The sequence below is a fragment of the Streptomyces sp. NPDC101237 genome, from assembly GCF_044767465.1.
GTDB classification, from domain to species: Bacteria; Actinomycetota; Actinomycetes; order Streptomycetales; family Streptomycetaceae; genus Streptomyces; species Streptomyces gramineus.
The window spans coordinates 116,138-135,171 of the sequence record NZ_JBIWNY010000018.1 but is presented as its reverse complement, the minus strand read 5'-3'; the positions used below and the strand labels follow the sequence as shown (position 1 = coordinate 135,171).

15 protein-coding genes are annotated in these 19,034 nt (G+C 73.4%); 12 read left to right on the top strand and 3 right to left on the bottom strand.

Translation table 11 applies throughout. From position 1 onward, the window contains the following. The first annotated feature begins 13 nt into the window (after positions 1-13). From ACIRQ9_RS26435 to ACIRQ9_RS26420, 4 genes are all read left to right on the top strand, one after another. A complete protein-coding gene (locus ACIRQ9_RS26435) occupies positions 14-1,516 on the top strand; it encodes a fatty acyl-CoA synthetase (RefSeq protein ID WP_404178295.1) in 1,503 nt (500 codons plus the stop codon). Between the two features lie 82 nt (positions 1,517-1,598). Further along, positions 1,599-3,137, top strand: a complete 1,539-nt coding sequence (locus ACIRQ9_RS26430) for a metallophosphoesterase (RefSeq protein ID WP_404178292.1) — start codon at positions 1,599-1,601, stop codon at positions 3,135-3,137. A gap of 9 nt (positions 3,138-3,146) precedes the next feature. Then, positions 3,147-3,866: a class I SAM-dependent methyltransferase gene (locus tag ACIRQ9_RS26425; RefSeq protein ID WP_404178289.1), complete on the top strand. Its 720-nt coding sequence runs from the start codon at positions 3,147-3,149 to the stop codon at positions 3,864-3,866. 62 nt (positions 3,867-3,928) lie between these two features. Continuing rightward, positions 3,929-4,765 (top strand): alpha/beta fold hydrolase, encoded by an 837-nt coding sequence (locus ACIRQ9_RS26420; RefSeq protein WP_404178286.1) that lies wholly within the window; start codon positions 3,929-3,931, stop codon positions 4,763-4,765. A gap of 49 nt (positions 4,766-4,814) precedes the next feature. Here ACIRQ9_RS26420 and ACIRQ9_RS26415 read toward each other — a convergent pair whose 3' ends face one another. After that, the gene (locus tag ACIRQ9_RS26415) at positions 4,815-6,425 is read right to left on the bottom strand and encodes an acyl-CoA synthetase (RefSeq protein WP_404178283.1); all 1,611 of its coding nucleotides are present in this window, start codon (positions 6,423-6,425) and stop codon (positions 4,815-4,817) included. A gap of 189 nt (positions 6,426-6,614) precedes the next feature. Here ACIRQ9_RS26415 and ACIRQ9_RS26410 point away from each other — a divergent pair, with 189 nt between their 5' ends. From ACIRQ9_RS26410 to ACIRQ9_RS26375, 8 genes are all read left to right on the top strand, one after another. Next, positions 6,615-7,415, top strand: a complete 801-nt coding sequence (locus tag ACIRQ9_RS26410) for a crotonase/enoyl-CoA hydratase family protein (RefSeq protein WP_404178280.1) — start codon at positions 6,615-6,617, stop codon at positions 7,413-7,415. A gap of 12 nt (positions 7,416-7,427) precedes the next feature. Next, the gene (locus ACIRQ9_RS26405) at positions 7,428-8,369 is read left to right on the top strand and encodes a Zn-ribbon domain-containing OB-fold protein (protein ID WP_404178276.1); all 942 of its coding nucleotides are present in this window, start codon (positions 7,428-7,430) and stop codon (positions 8,367-8,369) included. Positions 8,370-8,377: 8 nt separating this feature from the next. Next, positions 8,378-9,454 carry a thiolase domain-containing protein gene (locus ACIRQ9_RS26400; RefSeq protein WP_404178461.1) on the top strand — a complete coding sequence of 359 codons (1,077 nt, stop codon included), beginning with the start codon at positions 8,378-8,380 and terminating at the stop codon, positions 9,452-9,454. Continuing rightward, the gene (locus ACIRQ9_RS26395) at positions 9,451-10,617 is read left to right on the top strand and encodes a thiolase domain-containing protein (protein WP_404178273.1); all 1,167 of its coding nucleotides are present in this window, start codon (positions 9,451-9,453) and stop codon (positions 10,615-10,617) included. Before ACIRQ9_RS26400 ends, ACIRQ9_RS26395 begins: the two co-directional genes overlap by 4 nt. Positions 10,618-10,700: 83 nt before the next feature. Next, positions 10,701-10,943: a DUF397 domain-containing protein gene (locus tag ACIRQ9_RS26390; protein WP_365802600.1), complete on the top strand. Its 243-nt coding sequence runs from the start codon at positions 10,701-10,703 to the stop codon at positions 10,941-10,943. Positions 10,944-11,094: 151 nt separating this feature from the next. After that, positions 11,095-11,997 (top strand): universal stress protein, encoded by a 903-nt coding sequence (locus ACIRQ9_RS26385; RefSeq protein ID WP_404178270.1) that lies wholly within the window; start codon positions 11,095-11,097, stop codon positions 11,995-11,997. Between the two features lie 138 nt (positions 11,998-12,135). Next, the gene (locus ACIRQ9_RS26380) at positions 12,136-14,811 is read left to right on the top strand and encodes an ATP-binding protein (RefSeq protein WP_404178267.1); all 2,676 of its coding nucleotides are present in this window, start codon (positions 12,136-12,138) and stop codon (positions 14,809-14,811) included. 113 nt (positions 14,812-14,924) lie between these two features. After that, positions 14,925-15,422 (top strand): hypothetical protein, encoded by a 498-nt coding sequence (locus ACIRQ9_RS26375; protein WP_351936193.1) that lies wholly within the window; start codon positions 14,925-14,927, stop codon positions 15,420-15,422. A 10-nt stretch (positions 15,423-15,432) separates the two neighbouring features. Here ACIRQ9_RS26375 and ACIRQ9_RS26370 read toward each other — a convergent pair whose 3' ends face one another. Together ACIRQ9_RS26370 and ACIRQ9_RS26365 are read right to left on the bottom strand one after the other, a co-directional pair. Next, a complete protein-coding gene (locus ACIRQ9_RS26370; protein WP_404178264.1) occupies positions 15,433-17,421 on the bottom strand; it encodes an N-acetylmuramoyl-L-alanine amidase in 1,989 nt (662 codons plus the stop codon). A 254-nt stretch (positions 17,422-17,675) separates the two neighbouring features. After that, entirely contained in the window at positions 17,676-18,815 is a 1,140-nt protein-coding gene (locus ACIRQ9_RS26365) for an aminoglycoside phosphotransferase family protein (RefSeq protein ID WP_404178261.1), read from the bottom strand. Positions 18,816-19,034 lie beyond the last annotated feature (219 nt).

Genomic DNA, 19,034 nt, shown 5'->3' with positions numbered 1-19,034 from the left:
AGGATCAAGGGTCATGACGCACGGACAGGGCAGCACGGTCGACGGGGTGCTGCGCCGCAGCGCCCGGCGCACCCCCGCACGGGTCGCGCTGGAGTACGGCGAACGCCGGTGGACGTACCAGGAACTCGACGACGCCGTCTCCCGGGCGGCGAGCGTCCTCCTCGGCCAGGGCCTGACCCCGGGCGACCGGGTCGCCGCCTACGGGCACAACTCCGACGCCTACCTGATCGCGTTCCTCGCCTGCGCCCGGGCCGGCCTCGTGCACGTGCCCGTCAACCAGAACCTGACCGGTGACGACCTCGCCTACCTCATCGGCCAGTCGGGCAGTTCCCTGGCGCTCGCCGACCCCGGACTGGCCGGCCGGCTCCCCGGCGCGGTGCGGGTCCTGCCGCTGCGGGACGCCGACGGCTCGCTCCTGGACCGGCTCGCGGACGCGCCGCCGTACGACGGCCCCGAACCGCGCACCGAGGACCTGGTGCAGTTGCTCTACACCTCGGGGACCACCGCGCTGCCCAAGGGCGCGATGATGACCCACCGGGCCCTGGTGCACGAGTACCTGAGCGCGATCGCCGCCCTCGACCTGAGCGCGGGCGACCGTCCCGCCCACGCGCTGCCCCTCTACCACTCCGCCCAGATGCACGTGTTCCTGCTGCCCTACCTCGCGGTCGGCGCGACCAACATCGTGCTGGACGGCCCGGACGGCGACACCCTCTTCGACCTGATCGAGAGCGGACGCGTGGACAGCCTCTTCGCGCCGCCCACCGTGTGGATCGGCCTCGCCGACCGGCCCGACTTCGGCGCACGCGACCTCGGCGGACTGCGCAAGGCCTACTACGGGGCGTCGATCATGCCGGTGCCGGTCCTGGAGCGGCTGCGCGAACGCCTGCCGCACCTGGCCCTGTTCAACTGCTTCGGACAGAGCGAGATCGGGCCGCTGGCCACCGTGCTCGCGCCCGAGGAGCACAAGGGGCGCCTCGACTCCTGCGGCCGCACCGTGCTGTTCGTGGAGGCCCGGGTGGTCGGCGAGGACGGCGAGGACGTGCCCGACGGCACACCCGGCGAGATCGTCTACCGGTCACCGCAACTGTGCGAGGGGTACTGGGAGAAGCCGCAGGAGACCCAGGAGGCCTTCCGGGACGGCTGGTTCCACTCCGGGGATCTCGCGGTGCGCGACGCCGACGGCTACTTCACCATCGTCGACCGGGTGAAGGACGTCATCAACTCCGGTGGCGTACTGGTCGCCTCACGGCAGGTCGAGGACGCGCTCTACACCCACGAGTCGGTCGCCGAGGCCGCCGTGATCGGCCTGCCCGACGCGCGGTGGGTCGAGGCCGTCACGGCGGTCGTCGTGGCCCGCGGCGAGATCGGCGAGGCCGACCTGATCGCCCACGTGCGCGAGAGGATCCCCGCCTTCAAGGCGCCCAAGCGGGTGCTGTTCGTGGACGCGCTGCCCCGCAACGCCAGCGGGAAGATCCTCAAACGGGAACTGCGGCAGCGGTTCGGCGAGGCCACCTGATGCCCCAAGACGTCCGGTTCCCTACCCCGCGCGGCTTCCGGCGCCACCACCGCCGTTCACCGGTGATGTGCACCTAGCAGACATGCGCTGCTGCCTCCCCGTCCCCCTCGGCGCACTCGCGGGCATCCCCGGACCCCGCGAGATGCTCCGCTCCGGTCTCCTGCTCGCACCCGCCCTGCTCAGGTCGGCCACCGCCCCCGCGCCCCGCCACTCCCGCTCCCCGGCCGCCGTCCACCTGGAACTGGTCACCCTCACCGAGAACCGCGCCGTCCTCACCTGGCACACCGCACAGCCCGGCACCGACGACGGCACCGGCCGCCCGCTGCCGGCCGTCACGGAGGGCGAGGTGGTCTACGGCACCCGTCCCGGCCGCCTGAACCGCACGGCGGGCGAGGACCGTCCCACCGCACACCACCACGTCGAACTCACCGGCCTGGAACCCGGCCAGACGTACTACTACCAGGCGCGCTCCCGAGGCGTGGCGGCCACCCCCACCGCACTGCACCTGGTGCACGGCAACGCCGCCGGCACCTCCCGGCACGGCCTCGGCACGCCCGGCGGCCCTTACTCCTTCACCACCCCGCAGCCCCCGCCCGGCCGCCACCTGCTCTCCGTCGCCCTCTGCAACGACCTGCACATCGGCGAGACCGTCGCCGGACTGGTCGCCGGCGTGCCTTTCCTGCGCGGAGTGGCCCAGCAGGCCGGACTGGGCGCCTACCCGGAGCTGATGAGCCGCGCCGTGGTGGACGAGGCCCGCGGCCGCGGCGCCCAGCTGCTGCTGGCCGCCGGCGACATCTCTGCCGGCGGCCGGCCGCGCGACCTGGCGGAGGCCCGGGCGATCCTGGACGGCTTCGGCACCCACCGGCGCGACTACTTCGTGGTCCGCGGCAACCACGACCGCGGCGCGGCAGGTGGCGCCGGCTTCCGCCGCGCCTTCGGTGCCCCGGACGGCCCCGGCTTCTTCGAGCACGACGTGGGCGGACTGCGGATCATCGGCCTCGACACCTACGACAAGGAGGGCGACGGCGGCGACGCGGGCGGACTCGGTGCCGAGCAGCTGTCCTGGTTCGGCCGCCGCCTGCGGGCCGACCGGGACCGGCCCACGGTGGTCTTCGGACACCACCCGCTCACCGTCCGGGACGCCCTCTTCCCGGTCAGCCCCGGACAGCGCCTCGGCCGACGCCAGGCACGGGCGATCCTGCGGGCCTACGCCGCCGCCCCGGGCGTCTTCCTCCACCACGCCGGACACACCCACCGCAACAAGCGGTCCCAGGTGCCCCAGGCCCCTCAGGTCACCCTCCAGGAGGTCGGCGCCGCCAAGGAGTACCCCGGCGGCTTCTTCCTGCTGCGGATCCACTCCGGCGGCTACGCCCTCAACTTCTTCCGGGCCCGCCCCGCCGAGGCCCTGGAGTGGAACGAGCGCAGCCGGCGGCAGGCCGGCGGACTGTGGCCGTACCACGCGCTCGGCCGCACCGTCGCCGACCGCAACAGCGTGGCCGTGCGCGACCTGTCCGGCGTCGGCCGCCTCGCACAGCCGTCCGCGCCGTCCCGTTCGCCCCAAGGGATGACGGCCGCGGCGAACCCCCGCCGGGATGTGGCCGGGGGCACGCCGCCTCCGTAGCGTGGCCGCATGTCGACCCTGTGGGACCTCATGCACGACTGCATCCCTGACGACCACGCCCGCCAGGTCACCTCCCGCTACTACCTCGACGAGGCCATGAGTTCGCCGCGGGCGCCGGACCGGGTGGTCGACCTCGGCTGCGGGCGCGGCACCTCGGCCGGGCTCTTCCGGCAGCACGTCCCGCACGTGCGGTGGGTGGGGCTCGACATCCACGACTCGCCGGAAGCCGCGCAGCGCACGCCCGGCGGCGACCCGGTCGTGTACTTCGACGGCGTCAACATGCCCTTCCGCTCCGGCGCCGTGCCGCTCGTCTACTCGCACCAGGTCTTCGAGCACGTCGCCCGGCCGAGGGAACTGCTCGCCGACGTCGCCAGGGTGCTGCGACCGGGCGGCCTGTTCATCGGCAGCACCTCCCAGTTCGAGCCCTACCACTCCTTCAGCCTCTGGAACTACACCCCGTACGGCTTCCGGGTGCTGGTCGAGGAGGCCGGTCTGGCCCTGGAGGAGATCCGGCCCTCGCTGGACGGCGTGACCCTGATCATGCGCACCTACCACTCCACGCGGAAGAAGGAGTACGGCCGGTTCTGGCAACAGGAGTCGCCGCTCAACTCGGAGATCGACACCTGGGCGCGCCGCAGCGGACGCCACACCGCCCTGGTGAACCTGCGCAAGCTCACCTTCTGCGGCCAGTTCGCGTTCCGGGTGAGCAAGCCGCACGCGCACGGGTGACCGGGCCGCCGTCCGCCGAACTCCGTTGCGGCGCGGCACCGCCGTACCCGATGATCGACGCCATGCCCACCTTCACCGCCGGGGACGGGACCCGCCTCGCCTGGCACGAGAGGGGCGAGGGCGAACCCCTCGTCGTGCTGCCCGGCGGACCCATGCGCGCCTCCGCCTACCTCGGGGACCTCGGGGGACTCGCGGCCCACCGCCGGCTGATCCTGCTCGACCCGCGCGGGACCGGCGAATCCGGCGCGCCCGCCGACCCGGCGTCCTACCGCTGCGACCGGCAGGTCGAGGACGTCGAGGCGTTCCGGGCCCAGCTGGGGCTCGACCGCATGGACCTGCTGGCCCACTCGGCGGGCGCGAGCCTGGCGACGCTGTACGCGGCGGCCCGTCCGCACCGGGTACGGCGGCTCGCGCTGATCACCGGCAACCCCTCGGCCCTCGGTCTGCGGACCACCCCCGAGGACCGGCTGGCGGCGGCCCGGCTGCGGACGGCGGAGCCCTGGTTCGGCGCCGCGTATCCCGCCTTCGCCGCCTGGCTGAACGGCACCGGCGACTTCGACGAGGCGTTCCTGCCGTTCTTCCACGGCCGCTGGGACGACACCGCCCGCGCCCACGACGCGGCGGCCGAGGAGCAGACCAACGACGAGGCGGCCGACCGGTACTTCGCCGACGGCGCCTTCACGCCCGAGGCGACCCGGACCGCCCTGCGCGCTCTCGCTGCTCCCGTGCTGCTGTACGCGGGCGCGCTCGACGGCGGTCCCGGACCCGCGCTGGTCCGGCGCGCCGCCGAGGCCTTCCCGAACGCCGAGGTGACCGTCCAGCCCGGCGCCGGCCACTACCCCTGGCTCGACGACCCCGACGAGTTCGTCCGCCGCACCGTCGCCTTCCTCGACGCCTGAACCGCGCCGGCCCGTCCGGCGCGCGCCGTCGCGAGCTGGTCCGCGGGGCCTACCGGTCGGCGGCGACCGCGACCTCCCGCGCCCAGCGGTAGTCGGCCTTGCCGCTCGGCGAACGCTGGACGGACTCGGCGATCACCAGCTGGCGGGGGATCTTGTAACCGGCCAGTTGGGCGCGGCAGTGGTTCTGGATGTCCGTGAGGGAGGGCCGCTCCGCGCCCTCGCGCAGCTGCACCACGGCCGCCACGTGACTGCCCCACTGGGCGTCCGGCACCCCGGCCACCAGCGCGTCGTACACGTCCGGATGGGACTTCAGCGCCTGCTCGACCTCCTCCGGGTACACCTTCTCGCCCCCGGTGTTGATGCACTGCGAGCCCCGCCCGAGGACCGTGATCACGCCGTCCTCGTCGACCGTGCCCATGTCGCCGAGGAGCACCCAGCGCGTGCCGTCCTTCTCGAAGAAGGTCTCGGCCGTCTTGCGCGGGTCGTTGTAGTAGCCGAGCGGGACGTGGCCGCACTGCGCGACCCGGCCGGTCCCGCCCGCCGGCACCGGCTCGTGGGTGACCGGATCGACCACCTGCGTACGGGAGTTCACGCGCACCCGGAACCGGCTGCCGGCACCGGAGTCGTCGGTCGCGGTGCCGTTGAAGCCGGACTCCGAGGACCCGAAGTTGTTCAGCAGCAGGCAGTTCGGGACGAGTTCGCCGAACTGCCGGCGCACGGTCTCGGAGAGGACCGCGCCGGAGGAGGAGACGCTGAACAGGGAGGAGCAGTCGGTGCCCCGCAGCGGCCCCCGCAACGCGTCGATCAGCGGGCGCAGCATCGCGTCACCGACCAGCGACATGCTGGTGACCTTCTCCCTTTCGACGGTCCGCAGCACCTCCTCGGGCACGAACTTGCGGTGGATGACGACCCGTTGGCCGAAGTTGAAGCCGATGAAGGAGGTGAGCGTCGACGTGCCGTGCATCAGCGGGGGAGTGGGGAAGAAGGTGATGCCGGTGCCGCCCGCCGCGACCCGCTCCGCGAGCTCCTGAGGCCGCTTCACCGGCTCGCCGGTCGGCGCGCCGCCTCCCAGTCCGGCGAAGAACAGGTCCTCCTGACGCCACATCACCCCCTTGGGCATGCCGGTGGTGCCGCCGGTGTAGATGATGAACTGGTCGTCCGCCGAGCGCGCCGCGAAGTCCCGTCCGACGGAGCCGGACGCCTCCGCCTCCGTGAAGGGCACCGCTTTCGGACCCGCTCCCGGCCCGCCCACCCGCACCAGGTGCCGCAGCTTCGGGGCCCGCGGCAGCGCCGCCGCGACCCGCTCGTCGAACTCCGCATCGAAGACCAGCGCGACCAGGTCGGCGTCCTGGTAGAGGTACGCCAGTTCGTCCTCCACGTAGCGGTAGTTGACGTTGACCGGCACCACCCGGGCCTTCAGGCAGCCGAGCACCGTCTGCAGGTACTCGACGCCGTTGTAGAGGTGGAGTCCCAGGTGCTCGCCCGGTCGGATCCCGCTGTCGACCAGGTGGTGGCCGATGCGGTCGGCGGCCGCGTCCAGTTCCGCGTAGGTCAGCCGGCGCTCCGCGCCGGTGCCGGGGTGGTCGAGGTAGACCAGCGCCTCGCGGTCCGCGGCCACGTCGACGACCGACTCGAACAGATCGGCAAGGTTGTACTCCACCGCTCCTCCTGACCCCGGCAGACCATGGCGAAGAAAAGGCGCACGTGTCGGTTCGCCGGTCATCAGAGCAAAGGGGGCGACAAGTGGGAAGGGTTCGCGCGAAGAAATCTGACTGTCTGTCAGAAAACCCTTGAAGTGCCTCCCGCCCTCCTGCAACCTGTTCTCGTTCCGGCAGAGGGGAGAGGTTCCATGGGTGGGACAGAACACCTCACCGTACGGCGCGAGGGCGCCACACTGGTGCTCACGCTCAACAGGCCCGAGGCCAAGAACGCGCTCTCGATCTCCATGCTCGTCGGCCTGTACGACGGCTGGATCGAGGCGGACGAGGACGACACGGTCCGCTCGGTCGTGCTCACCGGGGCCGGCGGCGCCTTCTGCGCCGGGATGGACCTCAAGGCGCTGGCCGGCGAGGGCATGGCGGGCGAGCGGCACCGCGACCGGCTGAAGGCCGACCCGGACCTGCACTGGAAGGCGATGCTGCGCCATCACCGCCCGCGCAAACCGGTGATCGCCGCCGTCGAGGGACACTGCGTGGCCGGCGGCACCGAGATCCTCCAGGGCACCGACATCCGGGTCGCGGGGGAGTCCGCGACGTTCGGCCTGTTCGAGGTCAGGCGCGGACTCTTCCCGATCGGCGGCTCCACGGTCCGCCTGCAACGCCAGATCCCCCGCACCCACGCCCTGGAGATGCTGCTCACCGGACGGCCGTACACCGCCCGCGAGGCCGCCGCCGTCGGACTGGTCGGCCACGTCGTCCCGGACGGCGGCGCGCTCGGCAAGGCCCTGGAGATCGCCGAACGGATCAACGCGTGCGGCCCGCTGGCCGTCGAGGCGGTCAAGGCGTCGGTGTACGAGACCGCGGAGATGACCGAGACCGACGGACTCGCCGCGGAGCTGGAACGCGGCTGGCCGGTCTTCGACACCGCCGACGCGAAGGAAGGCGCCCGCGCCTTCGCGGAGAAGCGCACTCCCCTCTACCAGCGTCACTGAAGGAGACCGGGCATGCCCGAAGTCCTCAAAGCCCCCCTCGTCGTCGAGTTCCCCTTCACCCGCTCCCTCGGCCCGGTCCAGAGCGCCTTCCTCACCGGACTGCGCGAACGCGTCGTCCTCGGCGTGCGCACCGGGGACGGCCGCGTCCTCGTCCCGCCCGTCGAGTACGACCCCGTCACCGCCGAGGAGATCCGCGACCTGGTCGAGGTCGCCCCCACCGGCACCGTCACCACCTGGGCCTGGAACCACGAACCCCGCCGCGGCCAGCCCCTGGACACCCCGTTCGCCTGGGTCCTGGTCCGCCTCGACGGCGCCGACACCGCCCTGCTGCACGCCCTGGACGCCCCTGGCCCCGCGGCCGTCCGCACCGGCATGCGGGTCCGCGTGCGCTGGGCCGAGGAGCGGTCCGGAGCCATCACCGACATCGCCTGCTTCGAGCCCTACGACGGGGAGCGGGCCGAACCCCACGGCCACAGCGGCGCGTTCGAGGACGCCGTGCACGGCATCGTCGCCCACGCCCGCCTCGACTACACCTACTCGCCCGGCCGCGCCCAGGCCGCCTACATCGAGGCCCTGTCCACCCGGCGGACCTGCGGCGAGCGCTGCCCCTCCTGCCGGAAGGTGTACGTCCCTCCGAGGGGCGCCTGCCCCACCTGCGGGGTGGCCACCACCGAACAGGTCGAGGTGGGCCCCCGCGGCACGGTCACCACGTTCTGCATCGTCAACATCAAGGCGAAGAACCTCGACATCGAAGTGCCCTACGTCTACGGCCACATCGCGCTGGACGGGGCCGGCCTCGCCCTGCACGGCCGGATCGGCGGCATCCCCTACGACCAGGTGCGGATGGGCCTCAGGGTCGAACCGGTGTGGACCGAGGGGGCCCGCTACCCGGACCACTACCGGCCCACCGGCGAACCCGACGCGGACTACGACACCTACAAGGAGCTGCTGTGACCGCACCGATGAGGGACATCGCGGTCGTCGCCTTCGCGCAGACCGACCACCGGCGCACCAGCGAGGAGCTCTCCGAGGTGGAGATGCTCATGCCGGTGCTGCACGACGTCCTCGCACAGACCGGCCTGCGCACCGCCGACATCGGCTTCACCTGCTCCGGCTCCAGCGACTACCTGGCCGGCCGCGCCTTCTCCTTCACCCTCGCCCTGGACGGTGTCGGAGCCTGGCCGCCGATCTCCGAGTCGCATGTCGAGATGGACGGGGCCTGGGCGCTGTACGAGGCCTGGACCAAGCTGCTCACCGGGGACGCGGACACCGCGCTCGTCTACTCCTACGGCAAGTCCTCGCCCGGCCCGGTCCGCGACGTCCTCACCCGCCAGCTCGATCCCTACTACCTGGCGCCGCTGTGGCCGGACTCGGTGGCCCTCGCCGCGCTCCAGGCGCAGGCCCTCCTGGACGCGGGCGAGACCGACGAGCCGGCACTGGCCGCGGTCGGCGCCCGCAGCCGGGCCGACGCCGCCGCCAACCCGCACGCCCAGCTGAGGGGTGCGGTGCCGCAGGGCGACTACCTCGTACGGCCGCTGCGCACCGGCGACTGCCCGCCCATCGGTGACGGGGCCGCCGCCGTGATCCTCGCGGCCGGGGAGCGGGCCCGCGAGCTGTGCTCCCGGCCCGCCTGGATCCGGGGCATCGACCACCGGATCGAGGCACACGGCCTCGGCGTCCGCGACCTGACCGACGCGCCCTCGGCCCGCCTCGCCGCCGAGCGGGCCGGCGCCTTCGAACGGCCCGTCGACACCGCCGAACTGCACGCGCCCTTCAGCTCGCAGGAGGTCGTGCTCCGCAAGGCGCTCCGGCTCGGCGACGAGGTACGGGTGAACCCGTCCGGCGGAGCCCTCGCCGCCAACCCGGTGATGGCCGCCGGGCTGATCCGGATCGGCGAGGCCGCCGCCCGCATCCACCGCGGGGACTGCGACCGCGCCCTCGCCCACGCCACCTCCGGGCCCTGCCTGCAGCAGAACCTGGTCGCCGTACTCGAAGGGGACCCGCTGGAGAGCCCCGCCCAGGAAGGGGATCCGCGATGAGCAAGGAGCCCGTGGCCGTCGTGGGGGTCGGCCAGACCAAGCACGTGGCGGCCCGCCGGGACGTGTCGATCGCCGGGCTGGTCCGGGAGGCCGCCCGGCGCGCCCTCGACGACGCCGAGCTGGGCTGGGCCGACGTCGACGCCGTCGTCATCGGCAAGGCGCCCGACTTCTTCGAGGGCGTGATGATGCCCGAGCTGTACCTGGCGGACGCGCTCGGGGCCGTCGGCAAGCCCATGCTGCGGGTCCACACGGCGGGGTCGGTCGGCGGCTCCACGGCACTGGTCGCGGCCAACCTCGTCGCCGCCCGCGTCCACTCCACCGTCCTCACCCTCGCCTTCGAAAAACAGTCCGAGTCCAACGCCATGTGGGGCCTGTCCCTGCCGATCCCCTTCCAGCAGCCGCTGCTGGCGGGCGCCGGCGGATTCTTCGCCCCGCACGTGCGGGCCTACATGCGGCGCAGCGGCGCACCCGACACCGTCGGCTCGCTGGTCGCCTACAAGGACCGCCGCAACGCGCTCAAGAACCCCTACGCCCACCTGCACGAACACGACATCACCCTGGAGAAGGTCCAGGCGTCCCCGATGCTGTGGGACCCCATCCGCTACTCGGAGACCTGCCCCTCCTCCGACGGCGCCTGCGCCATGGTCCTCACCGACCGCGCCGGGGCGGCGCGCTCGCCGAAGCCGCCCGCCTGGATGCTGGGCGGCGCGATGCGCAGCGAACCCACCCTGTTCGCGGGCAAGGACGCCGTGTCGCCGCAGGCCGGCAAGGACTGCGCGGCCGACGTCTACCGGCAGGCCCGGATCACGGACCCGCGCCGCGACATCGACGCCGTCGAGATGTACGTGCCGTTCTCCTGGTACGAGCCCATGTGGCTGGAGAACCTCGGCTTCGCCGCCGAGGGAGAGGGCTGGAAACTCACCGAATCGGGTGTCACCGAACTCGACGGTGACCTTCCCGTCAACATGTCGGGCGGCGTGCTCTCCACCAATCCGATCGGCGCCTCCGGCATGATCCGCTTCGCCGAGGCCGCCCTCCAGGTCCGCGGCCTGGCCGGAGAACACCAGGTGGACGGCGCCCGCAGGGCGCTCGGGCACGCCTACGGCGGCGGCTCCCAGTTCTTCGCGATGTGGCTGGTCGGCGCCGAGGCCCCCGACTCCTGAAAGGACCCCCTCACGTGGCCTGTTGAGTGCCCGGACCGAAAGCTAGGCTGGCCGCGGACGACGAGTTCGGGAGGAGCACGGACGTGGCCGAGAGCACCATCCAGCAGCAGTCGGTACTGGGCTGGGACAAGCCGGAGCTGGACCTCAGCGAGGCCGAGTGGCAGTCCAGCAGCCGTGGCCTGGGGGATGTCCAGATCGCCTTTGTCGAGGGATTCATCGCGATGCGCAACAGCGGCCGCCCGCAGAGCCCTTCCCTGATCTTCACCCCCGCCGAATGGGGCGCCTTCGTCTCGGGGGCCAGGGAGGGCGAGTTCGACCTGACCTGAGCGCCACCCCCCCGGCCGCGCGGCAGAGAGGTGAACCGGGGGGTGTTCCGCCAGGATTTCCGGACACGTGACCTGCAGCGCCCGTCCGGGGCCGCCGCCTGAGACAGGCTGGCCCCGGACAGGGAAGGTCGCATTCCGGAGGTGAGCAACGATGAGCACTGTGCCGGTCATCGCCGCGGTGGACGGTTCGGACGACAGCCTGCGCGCCCTTGACTGGGCCCTGGACGCCGCCCGGCGGCGGGACGCGCCGCTGCGGGTGGTGCACGTGCGCCAGTACGCCGCCTGGGGACAGCCGGACGTCATGGTGGCCGGGGAGCCCGAGGAGGCCGGCGACCCCGTGCTCGACGAGGTCCGCGACCGGCTGGCCGCGGACACCGCGGACGTGACCGTCGAGTACGTCGCCATGGAGGGCGCCCCGTCCGCGCTGCTGCCCGAACTGGGCGCCGACGCACAGCTGCTGGTGCTCGGCTCCCGGGGCCGCGGCGGCTTCGCCAGCCTCATCCTGGGCTCCAACGGGCTGGCCGCCGCACGGGACGCCCGGTGCCCCGTGGCCGTCGTGCCCAGGCCCGGCCGCGAGGTCCCCGACGCGCTGCCCGTGGCACCCGGCCCCCGGGTCGTGGTCGGCGTCGACGTGGACAGCCCCGACGAGGCCGCCCTGGCGTTCGCGTTCGCCGAGGCCGCCCGGCGCGGCGCCCGGCTCCAGGTGATCGCCGCCTACCCGTGGCCGGTGAGGTTCTGGGCCACCGCCGGGGAACTCGCCCCGCAGACCGTCGACCAGGGCGAGGTCGAGCAGGAGACCCGCACGCTCGCCGAGGGCTTCCTCGCCCCGTACCTCAAGGAGCAGCCGCACGTGACCGCCGAGGCCCTCGCGCTGCCCGGCGACGCGGCGGGCGCCCTCGTCGCCGCCTCCCAGGACGCCGAACTGGTCGTCGTGGGACGGCACCGCAGGCGCCTGTCGGCACCGGCCCGCATGATGGGCTCGGTCACCCAGGCCGTCCTCCTGCACGCGGTGAGCCCGGTCGCGGTCATTCCGCCGCCGCCCGAAGAGTCCTGAAGTGTCCTGTCAAGCGCTTGGGGTGAGTAACCGTCAGTAGGGGGCGGATCACTTTCATCAGGCGTACGCTGAGCTGCCTGCAAGCCACGGTCCGCGCCCGCTCCCCGCGCTCGCGCATCACCGTGGCGGGGGGTGGTCATGGGGCAGCGGGTCCTTCGCAACCGGCGCACGCTCTACGAACGTGAGGGCGAACTCGCCACGGTCGACGAGGCGCTGGCGGAACTCACCGGCCTGAGCGCGGACGGCGCCGCACCGGCCGACCGGGCGCTCGGCGCGCTGCTCGCCTTCGCCGGCCGCGCCGGCATCGGCAAGACCACGCTGCTGACCGAGGTCCGCCGCCGCGCCGCCGCCCAGGGCTGCACCGTGCTCTCCGCCCGCGGCGGCGAACAGGAACAGGGCGTCGCCTTCCACGTGGCCCGCCAGCTCCTGCAGCCCCGCCTCGCCGGCGCACCGGAGGCCGAACTCCGCGCCTCACTGGGCAGTTGGTACGACATCGTCGGCCCCGCCCTCGGTCTGTGCGCGCCCACCGAGGGCGCCCCGCCGGACCTCCAGGGCCTGCGCGACGGGCTCGACTGGGTGCTCACCCACCTCGTGGTGCGCCAGGCCCCGGTGGTCCTCGTCCTCGACGACGCCCACTGGGCCGACCCCGAATCCCTGGGCTGGCTCGCCGCGTTCGCGCCCCGCGCCGAACAGCTCCCGCTGCTCTTCGTGGTCGCCTACCGGCCCGACGAACTCCCCGACCACGCCGAGGCGTTGCGCGGCCTGCCCAGCCGGGCCGGCGGCCGCCCGCACGACCTCGAACCACTCAGCGCCGACGCCGTCGCCGGCCTGGTCCGCGAGCGCCTCGGCGCGCACGCCGACGACGCCTTCTGCCACGAGTGCTGGGCCGTCACCGCGGGCAACCCCTTCGAGACCGTCGAACTCACCGCCAAGGTCCACGACCGCGGCCTCGACCCCACCGAGGCCGGCGCGCCGCTGCTGCGCGATCTCGCCGCCGCCGTCAAGGGCAGTGGACTGATCGCCCGCCTCGAACGCCTCGGCCCCTCCACCGTCCGGTTCGCCTGGGCCTGCGCCGTGCTCGGCACCGAGATCCATCCCGCGCTCGCCGCCGCCGTCGCCGGCCTCGGCCACGAAGAGGCCGCCGACGCCGCCGACGCCCTGCGCGGCGCCCGCGTCCTCACCGGCGCCGAGACCCTGGAGTTCGTCCACCCGCTGATCGCCACCGCCGTCTACCGTGCCATCCCGCCCGGCTTCCGGGTCGCCCTGCACGGCCAGGCCGCCTGGTGCGTCACCGACGACGGCCAGGCCGCCGCCACCGCGGCCCGCCACCTCCTGGAGACCCACCCCGAGGGCGACCCCTGGGTCGTCCAGCGACTGCGCGCCGCCGCCGGCGAGACCCTGCGCGCCGGCGCCCCCGACGCCGCCTGCCGCTACCTCGCCCGCGCCCTGCGCGAACCCCCGACCGCCGAGGACCGCGCCGCCGTCCTCTACGAACTAGGCAGCGCCTCCCTGCTCACCGAGCCCGCCACCACCGTCAACCACCTGCGCGCGGCCCTCGCCGAACCCATCGCCGAACCCGGCCTGCGCCAGAACATCGTCTACCGGCTCTCCCAGGTCCTCGCGCACAGCGACCGGCTGGCCGAGGCCTCCGAGACCCTGGCCCGGGAGATCCGGGTGACCGGCGACGCCCGGGTCCGGCTTCGGATGCTCTCCGAACAGTTCATGTGGGACGCCTTCCGCGCCGACGAACCCGACCACCCCTCCCGCTCCCGTCGGCTGTCCCGGCTCGCCGACCGGCTCCAGGGCCGCGACCTCACCGAGCGGTACATCATCGGCCTGCGCACCTGGGACGCGGTCCAGCGCGGCGAACCCGCCGAGGTCGCGCTCCACCACGCCGAGCGCGCCCTCGCCGGCGGCCTCGGCTGGGCCGAGCCGGACCGCGGTTTCGAGGTGCCCGTGCTGGTCGCCCTCGCCTTCATGTACGCCGACCGGCCCGACCGCACCGAGGAACTCTTCGCCGCCGGCACCGCCGACTTCGAACGCCAGGGCTGGCGCGGCGCGCACCTCTCCTTCGGCTACACCCTGCTCGGGTACGTCCGCTACCGGCGCGGCCGCCTCGCCGAGGCCGAGGACCTGGTCCGCTCCGGACTGCGGATCGCCGAACGCGTCGGCCCCGGCACCCCCGTCTACTGGTACGCGGTCGGCACCCTCGTCCAGACCCTGCTGGCCCGCGGCCGCACCGACGAGGCCACCCGCGTCGCCGAGCAGCACTCCTTCCACGAGCCGTTCCCCGCGGCCGTGGTCTTCCCGGACGCGCAGTCGGTCTACGGCGAGCTGCTGCTCGCGCGCGGCCACGTCCAGGAGGCGGCGGCCGAGCTGGCGGCGGCGGGCCGCCGCCTGGAGCCGCGCGGCATCCGCAACCCCGCGTGGTGCCCGTGGCAGCTCCACCTGGCCCGCGCCCAGAGCCACGACGCACCCGACCGCGCCTCGGCCACGGCCCTGGAAGCGGTCGGCCGGGCCCGCCGGTTCGGCGCCCCGTCGGCGATCGGCCAGGCCCTGCGCACCGCGGCCGAGGTCACCACGGGCCCGGCCCGCCTGGCCTGCCTGAAGGAGGCCGTCGCCCACCTGGATCGCTCTCCCGCCGCCTACGAACTGGCCTGCGCCCTGGTGGCCCTGGGGACGGAACTGAACGACGCCCGTCACCTCCGCAGGGGCCTGGAGACAGCCGAGCGGTGCGGCGCCGACGGCCTGGCCGAGGAAGCGCGCGCCGCACTGGCCGCGGCCACGAAGCAGACGGAGGACGCGACTCCCTAGAGGCGCGGGGAACCGCGCGGACGGCCACCGCGGCGCGGCACCCACCGCACCACCGCCACCTGCCGCGACGGCTTCGGCCCGGCACGGTGCCGCCGACCCGTACCATGGACCGCATGTCGTTCCTCCGTCGCCGCAGCGCCACTCCCGCCGGCCCCGACTTCGACGTCCTGGCCATGGACCCGGGCGACTGGCCCGGCAACCTCGGTGCCGGGCTGCTGCCCGCTCCCGACGGCACCTGCCAGGGCGTCTTCCTGCGCTACGACCTCTTCGGCGGCCGCGGCCCCGCGATGATCATCGGCAACCTCCCCGAGGGCTCCCCGGCCCGCGAGGTCGCCGCGGACGAGGTCCCCTTCGAGGTGGGCCAGCTCCTGCTCGCGCTGGAGAACGACGAGGACGTCACCGTCGTGGGCACCGAGGACATGCCGGTGCTGCAGGGCGACAACCTGCTGATCGTGCGCCGTCTCAAGCTCTCCGAGAGCCGCATCTCCTGCGTCCAGTTCGACCGCAGCGACGGTGTCCTGGTGACCATCGCCGCCTGGGACCGACCGATCACGGACGACCTGTACGCCCTGCTGAAGCCGCTCCCGGCGGAGCTGTTCCAGCAGGGCTGACGTCAGGCCGCTACCGCCGCGCCCACCGGCTCGCCGGCGCCACGGTCACGTCGGCCGCGCGGACGAACTCGATCCGGTGGCCGTACTGGATCTCGTAGTACAGGTCCTTGCCGGCGACCACCCGGTGCGTGTCGGTGTCGAAGGTGACCGCGTAGTAGTACTCGCCCCGCAGCACGTCACCGATCACGTACTCCTGGCCCGCCGGGATGGTGTACGGCAGCGGCGACACCGCCTGCGCGGGTACCCCGGAGGGGTAGGCCGCCGCCTCCGGATAGGCGCGGCCGTAGACCGGGACGCTGGTCAGGCCCGCCTTCGGTGTCACCACCAGGCCGGTGGCATTCACCGCCGTCGGCGCCTTCGCCGGGTTCCTGAACCAGGCCTTCTGCCCCAGGTACCAGATCGCCGTCCAGTCGCCCCAGGTGTCCGCGACCGCGTACTGCTGGCCGGTGGAGACCCGCGAGGAGAGATCGTTCACGTCGGTCGTCGGGGGCCTGCCGTAGCCGATGTCATTGATCAGGGCCGCGTTCTCGTCGTGGTCGGAGTAGAGCCGCACCTCGCTGGACCCGTGCGCGGCGCACGGCCGGCCGCTGGTCACGCAGCCGGTGTACGACGGTTGGTTGGCCGCGTAGTCCGGCAGGATCGTCACCAGACCGCCCTTCTTGCCCGCGGTGCGCTTGAAGGGGTGTTCCAGCAGTTCGAAGTAGTGCCGCCAGTCCCAGTACGGGCCGGGGTCGGTGTGCATCCCGGGGATCGTGGAGGTGGTCGGTCCCGGCACGTTGTCGTGGCCGAGGATGTGCTGCCGGTCCAGCGGGATGCCGTACTCGGCGGTCAGGTACTTCACCAGCCGGGCCGACGAGCGGTACATCGCCTCCGTGTACCAGGCGTCCGGCGCGGCGAGGAAGCCCTCGTGCTCGATGCCGATCGACTTGGCGTTGATGTACCAGTTGCCCGCGTGCCAGGCCACGTCCTTGGCCTTGACGTGCTGGGCGATCAGACCGTCGGTCGAGCGAACGGTGTAGTTCCAGGACACGTAGGTCGGGTCCTGGACCAGGTTGATGGTCCCGTCCCAGGCGCCTTCGGTGTCATGGATGACGATGTACTTGATGCTCTGCGCGGCCGGCCGGTCGGCGAGATCGTGGTTGCCGTAGTCGTCGTCCCCGAACTGCGCGTAGGGCGCCGGGATCCATTCGCACGACACCGTCGACGGGCATTCCGTGTCGTCGCTCCGCACGGTCCGCAGTCCGGTCAGCCTCAGTTGTGCCGTGTCCGCCCTGAGCTCCGGCCGGGCGGCGAGGGCGACGGCCTGTCCCGCGTCCGTGACCCGCTGCTCGCCCGTGCGCAGGACGTCGAACACGTCGTTCGCGTACGCCGCCGCGGTGGCCGCGTCGTCGGCGCCGGAGAACCGGGCGATCGCGCCGTACCAGTCGGCGGGGTCGGTGCTGAGCGGCTGGTGCAGGGCCCGCTGGGCGGAGGCGAGCAGGGCGGCGCCGCCGGCCACGTTCGAGGACGGGTCGGTGCGCAGCCGGGCCGCCGGGATGCCGGTGAGTCCGGCGGCGCGGACGAGGGTCGTGAGCCGTGCCGGGAGCGCGGAGTCGGCCGGGACCGCGACGCGGGGGTGCAGGGCCGGGCGGGCGCTGTCACCGCGGGCGTCCTCGGTGCCGTCGGCGAAGTGCTCGGTGGTGGTGGCCAGTGCGGTGCGCGCGTCGGTGAGGTGCATCGGGCCGTAGCCGCCGGTGACGCTGGGCGCGCCGCCGTGGGTGTCCCAGCGGGACTGGAGATAGGAGACGGCCAGCAGGACGCTCTGCGGCACGTGGTAGTCGGCGGCGGCGGACGCGAACGCGCGCTGGAGCAGCGCGGCGGACGACGTGGTCTCGCCGGGCGGCGGAGCGGCCCCCAGCAGCGGCAGCACCAGTGCCGCGGAGGCGACGGCGGCGGCCGCCGCCCTCCGCAGGTGTCTGCCGCCAGGCGTGGGCGCTGTCTCGGTGACGGATCCTCGCAATGCGGCCTCCTGGGGCGATCGAGCGCGGCGGGGCGTGCGGGGCTGAGCGTGGCTCAGTGGTACCGGCTTGCCGACGATCCGTCAATCATGCCCAGGAGGCTGAGAATTCCCATGTCATCCGATGATCGTGGGAGTTTCGCGCAGGAGGCTTCCGGCCTGCGTGGCGTCAGTGGCGTACACCTCTGAACGGCCGGGCCGTCCGGAAAATCCGCGGCGCGCGATTGCCCTGAGCGCACCGCGGACTCTCGTCCCCGTCAGCGAGTCCCGACCGCCGCGCGCACGGCCCGGCGGGCCAGCTGGCAGTCGTCGTGCAGCCGCCGGAGCAGCAGCCGCTGTTCCTCGCCGGTCGGCGCGGCCCCCGGATGGGCCGTACCCGGTGCCGCCGGGGTCGCGTCGTGCATCGAACGCTGCACGGCGGTCTCGTAGGTCCGGATCTCCCGGGTGAGGACCAGCATCAGGTTCACCAGGAAGGCGTCCCGGGACGCGGGCCCCGCCGACTGTGCGATCTGGCTGATCTGACGACGCGCCACCGGGGCGTCCGCCAGCACCGACCAGAGCGTCGCCAGGTCGTACCCCGGCAGGTACCAGCCCGCGTGTTCCCAGTCCACCAGCACCGGACCGGCCGGCGAGAGCAGGATGTTCGACAGCAGCGCGTCGCCGTGGCAGAACTGGCCCATTCCCTGGCGGCCCGCCGCGACCGCGATGCCGTGCAGCAGCTTCTGCAGGTCACCCATGTCCCGGTCGGTGAGCAGGCCCAGTTCGTGGTACCGGGAGATGCGGGCCGCGTAGTCCACCGGCGCGTCGAAGGTGCCGGCCGGGGGACGCCAGGCGTTCAGGCGGCAGATCGCGCCCAGGGCGGCCCGGATGTCCGCCCGCGGGGGAGCCTCCGCCGGATGGCGCTGGACCGCCGCCACCCGGCCCGGCATCCGCTCGATCACCAGCGTGCAGTTGTCCGGGTCCGCCGCGATCAGCCGCGGCACCCGGATCGGAGGCCGCTGCCGTACGAAGGAACGGTATGCCGCTATTTCGTGGCGGATCCGCTCCGCCCAGGCGGGGGAGTGGTCCAGAAGACACTTGGCCACGGCCGTGCTGCGTCCCGTCGTCCCGACGAGGATCACGGACCGTCCGGAGCGCCGCAGCACCTGTACCGGAGCGAACTCCGGGCAGATCCGGTGCACCGACGCGATCGCGGTGCGCAACTGCGCGCCCTGCGGGCCGGACAGGTCCAGTCTCCCGCTGAGCGGTTGGGAGCCGGGAACCATGGCGCGCCGGGGCCGGCCCACGACCGGTACGGCGGCCCCGGTTCGCGCCGGGTCGAGATAGGGTCCGCTGCCCGCCGGGCGGGGGCGCAGCGTCCGGGGCGGAGCGGACACGGAGGACGATGCTGCGTACATGGGCGATACAGATCCCTTCGTGTACCTGCGGTGCCTGCCTGAGAAGTCCTGCGAAGAGGTCCTCGGCGCCCACCCGGCCCGGCCGCCCGGACACACCCTGGGGAGTCTGCCCGTCGAGTGGCGACCGGGTCGGGGTGGCGCTTTCCTACCTGACACCCGTCGCCCAGTGGCACACCATCTGGCGCACCCTGGCGAACCGTGGCGAATAGTCGCCCGGCA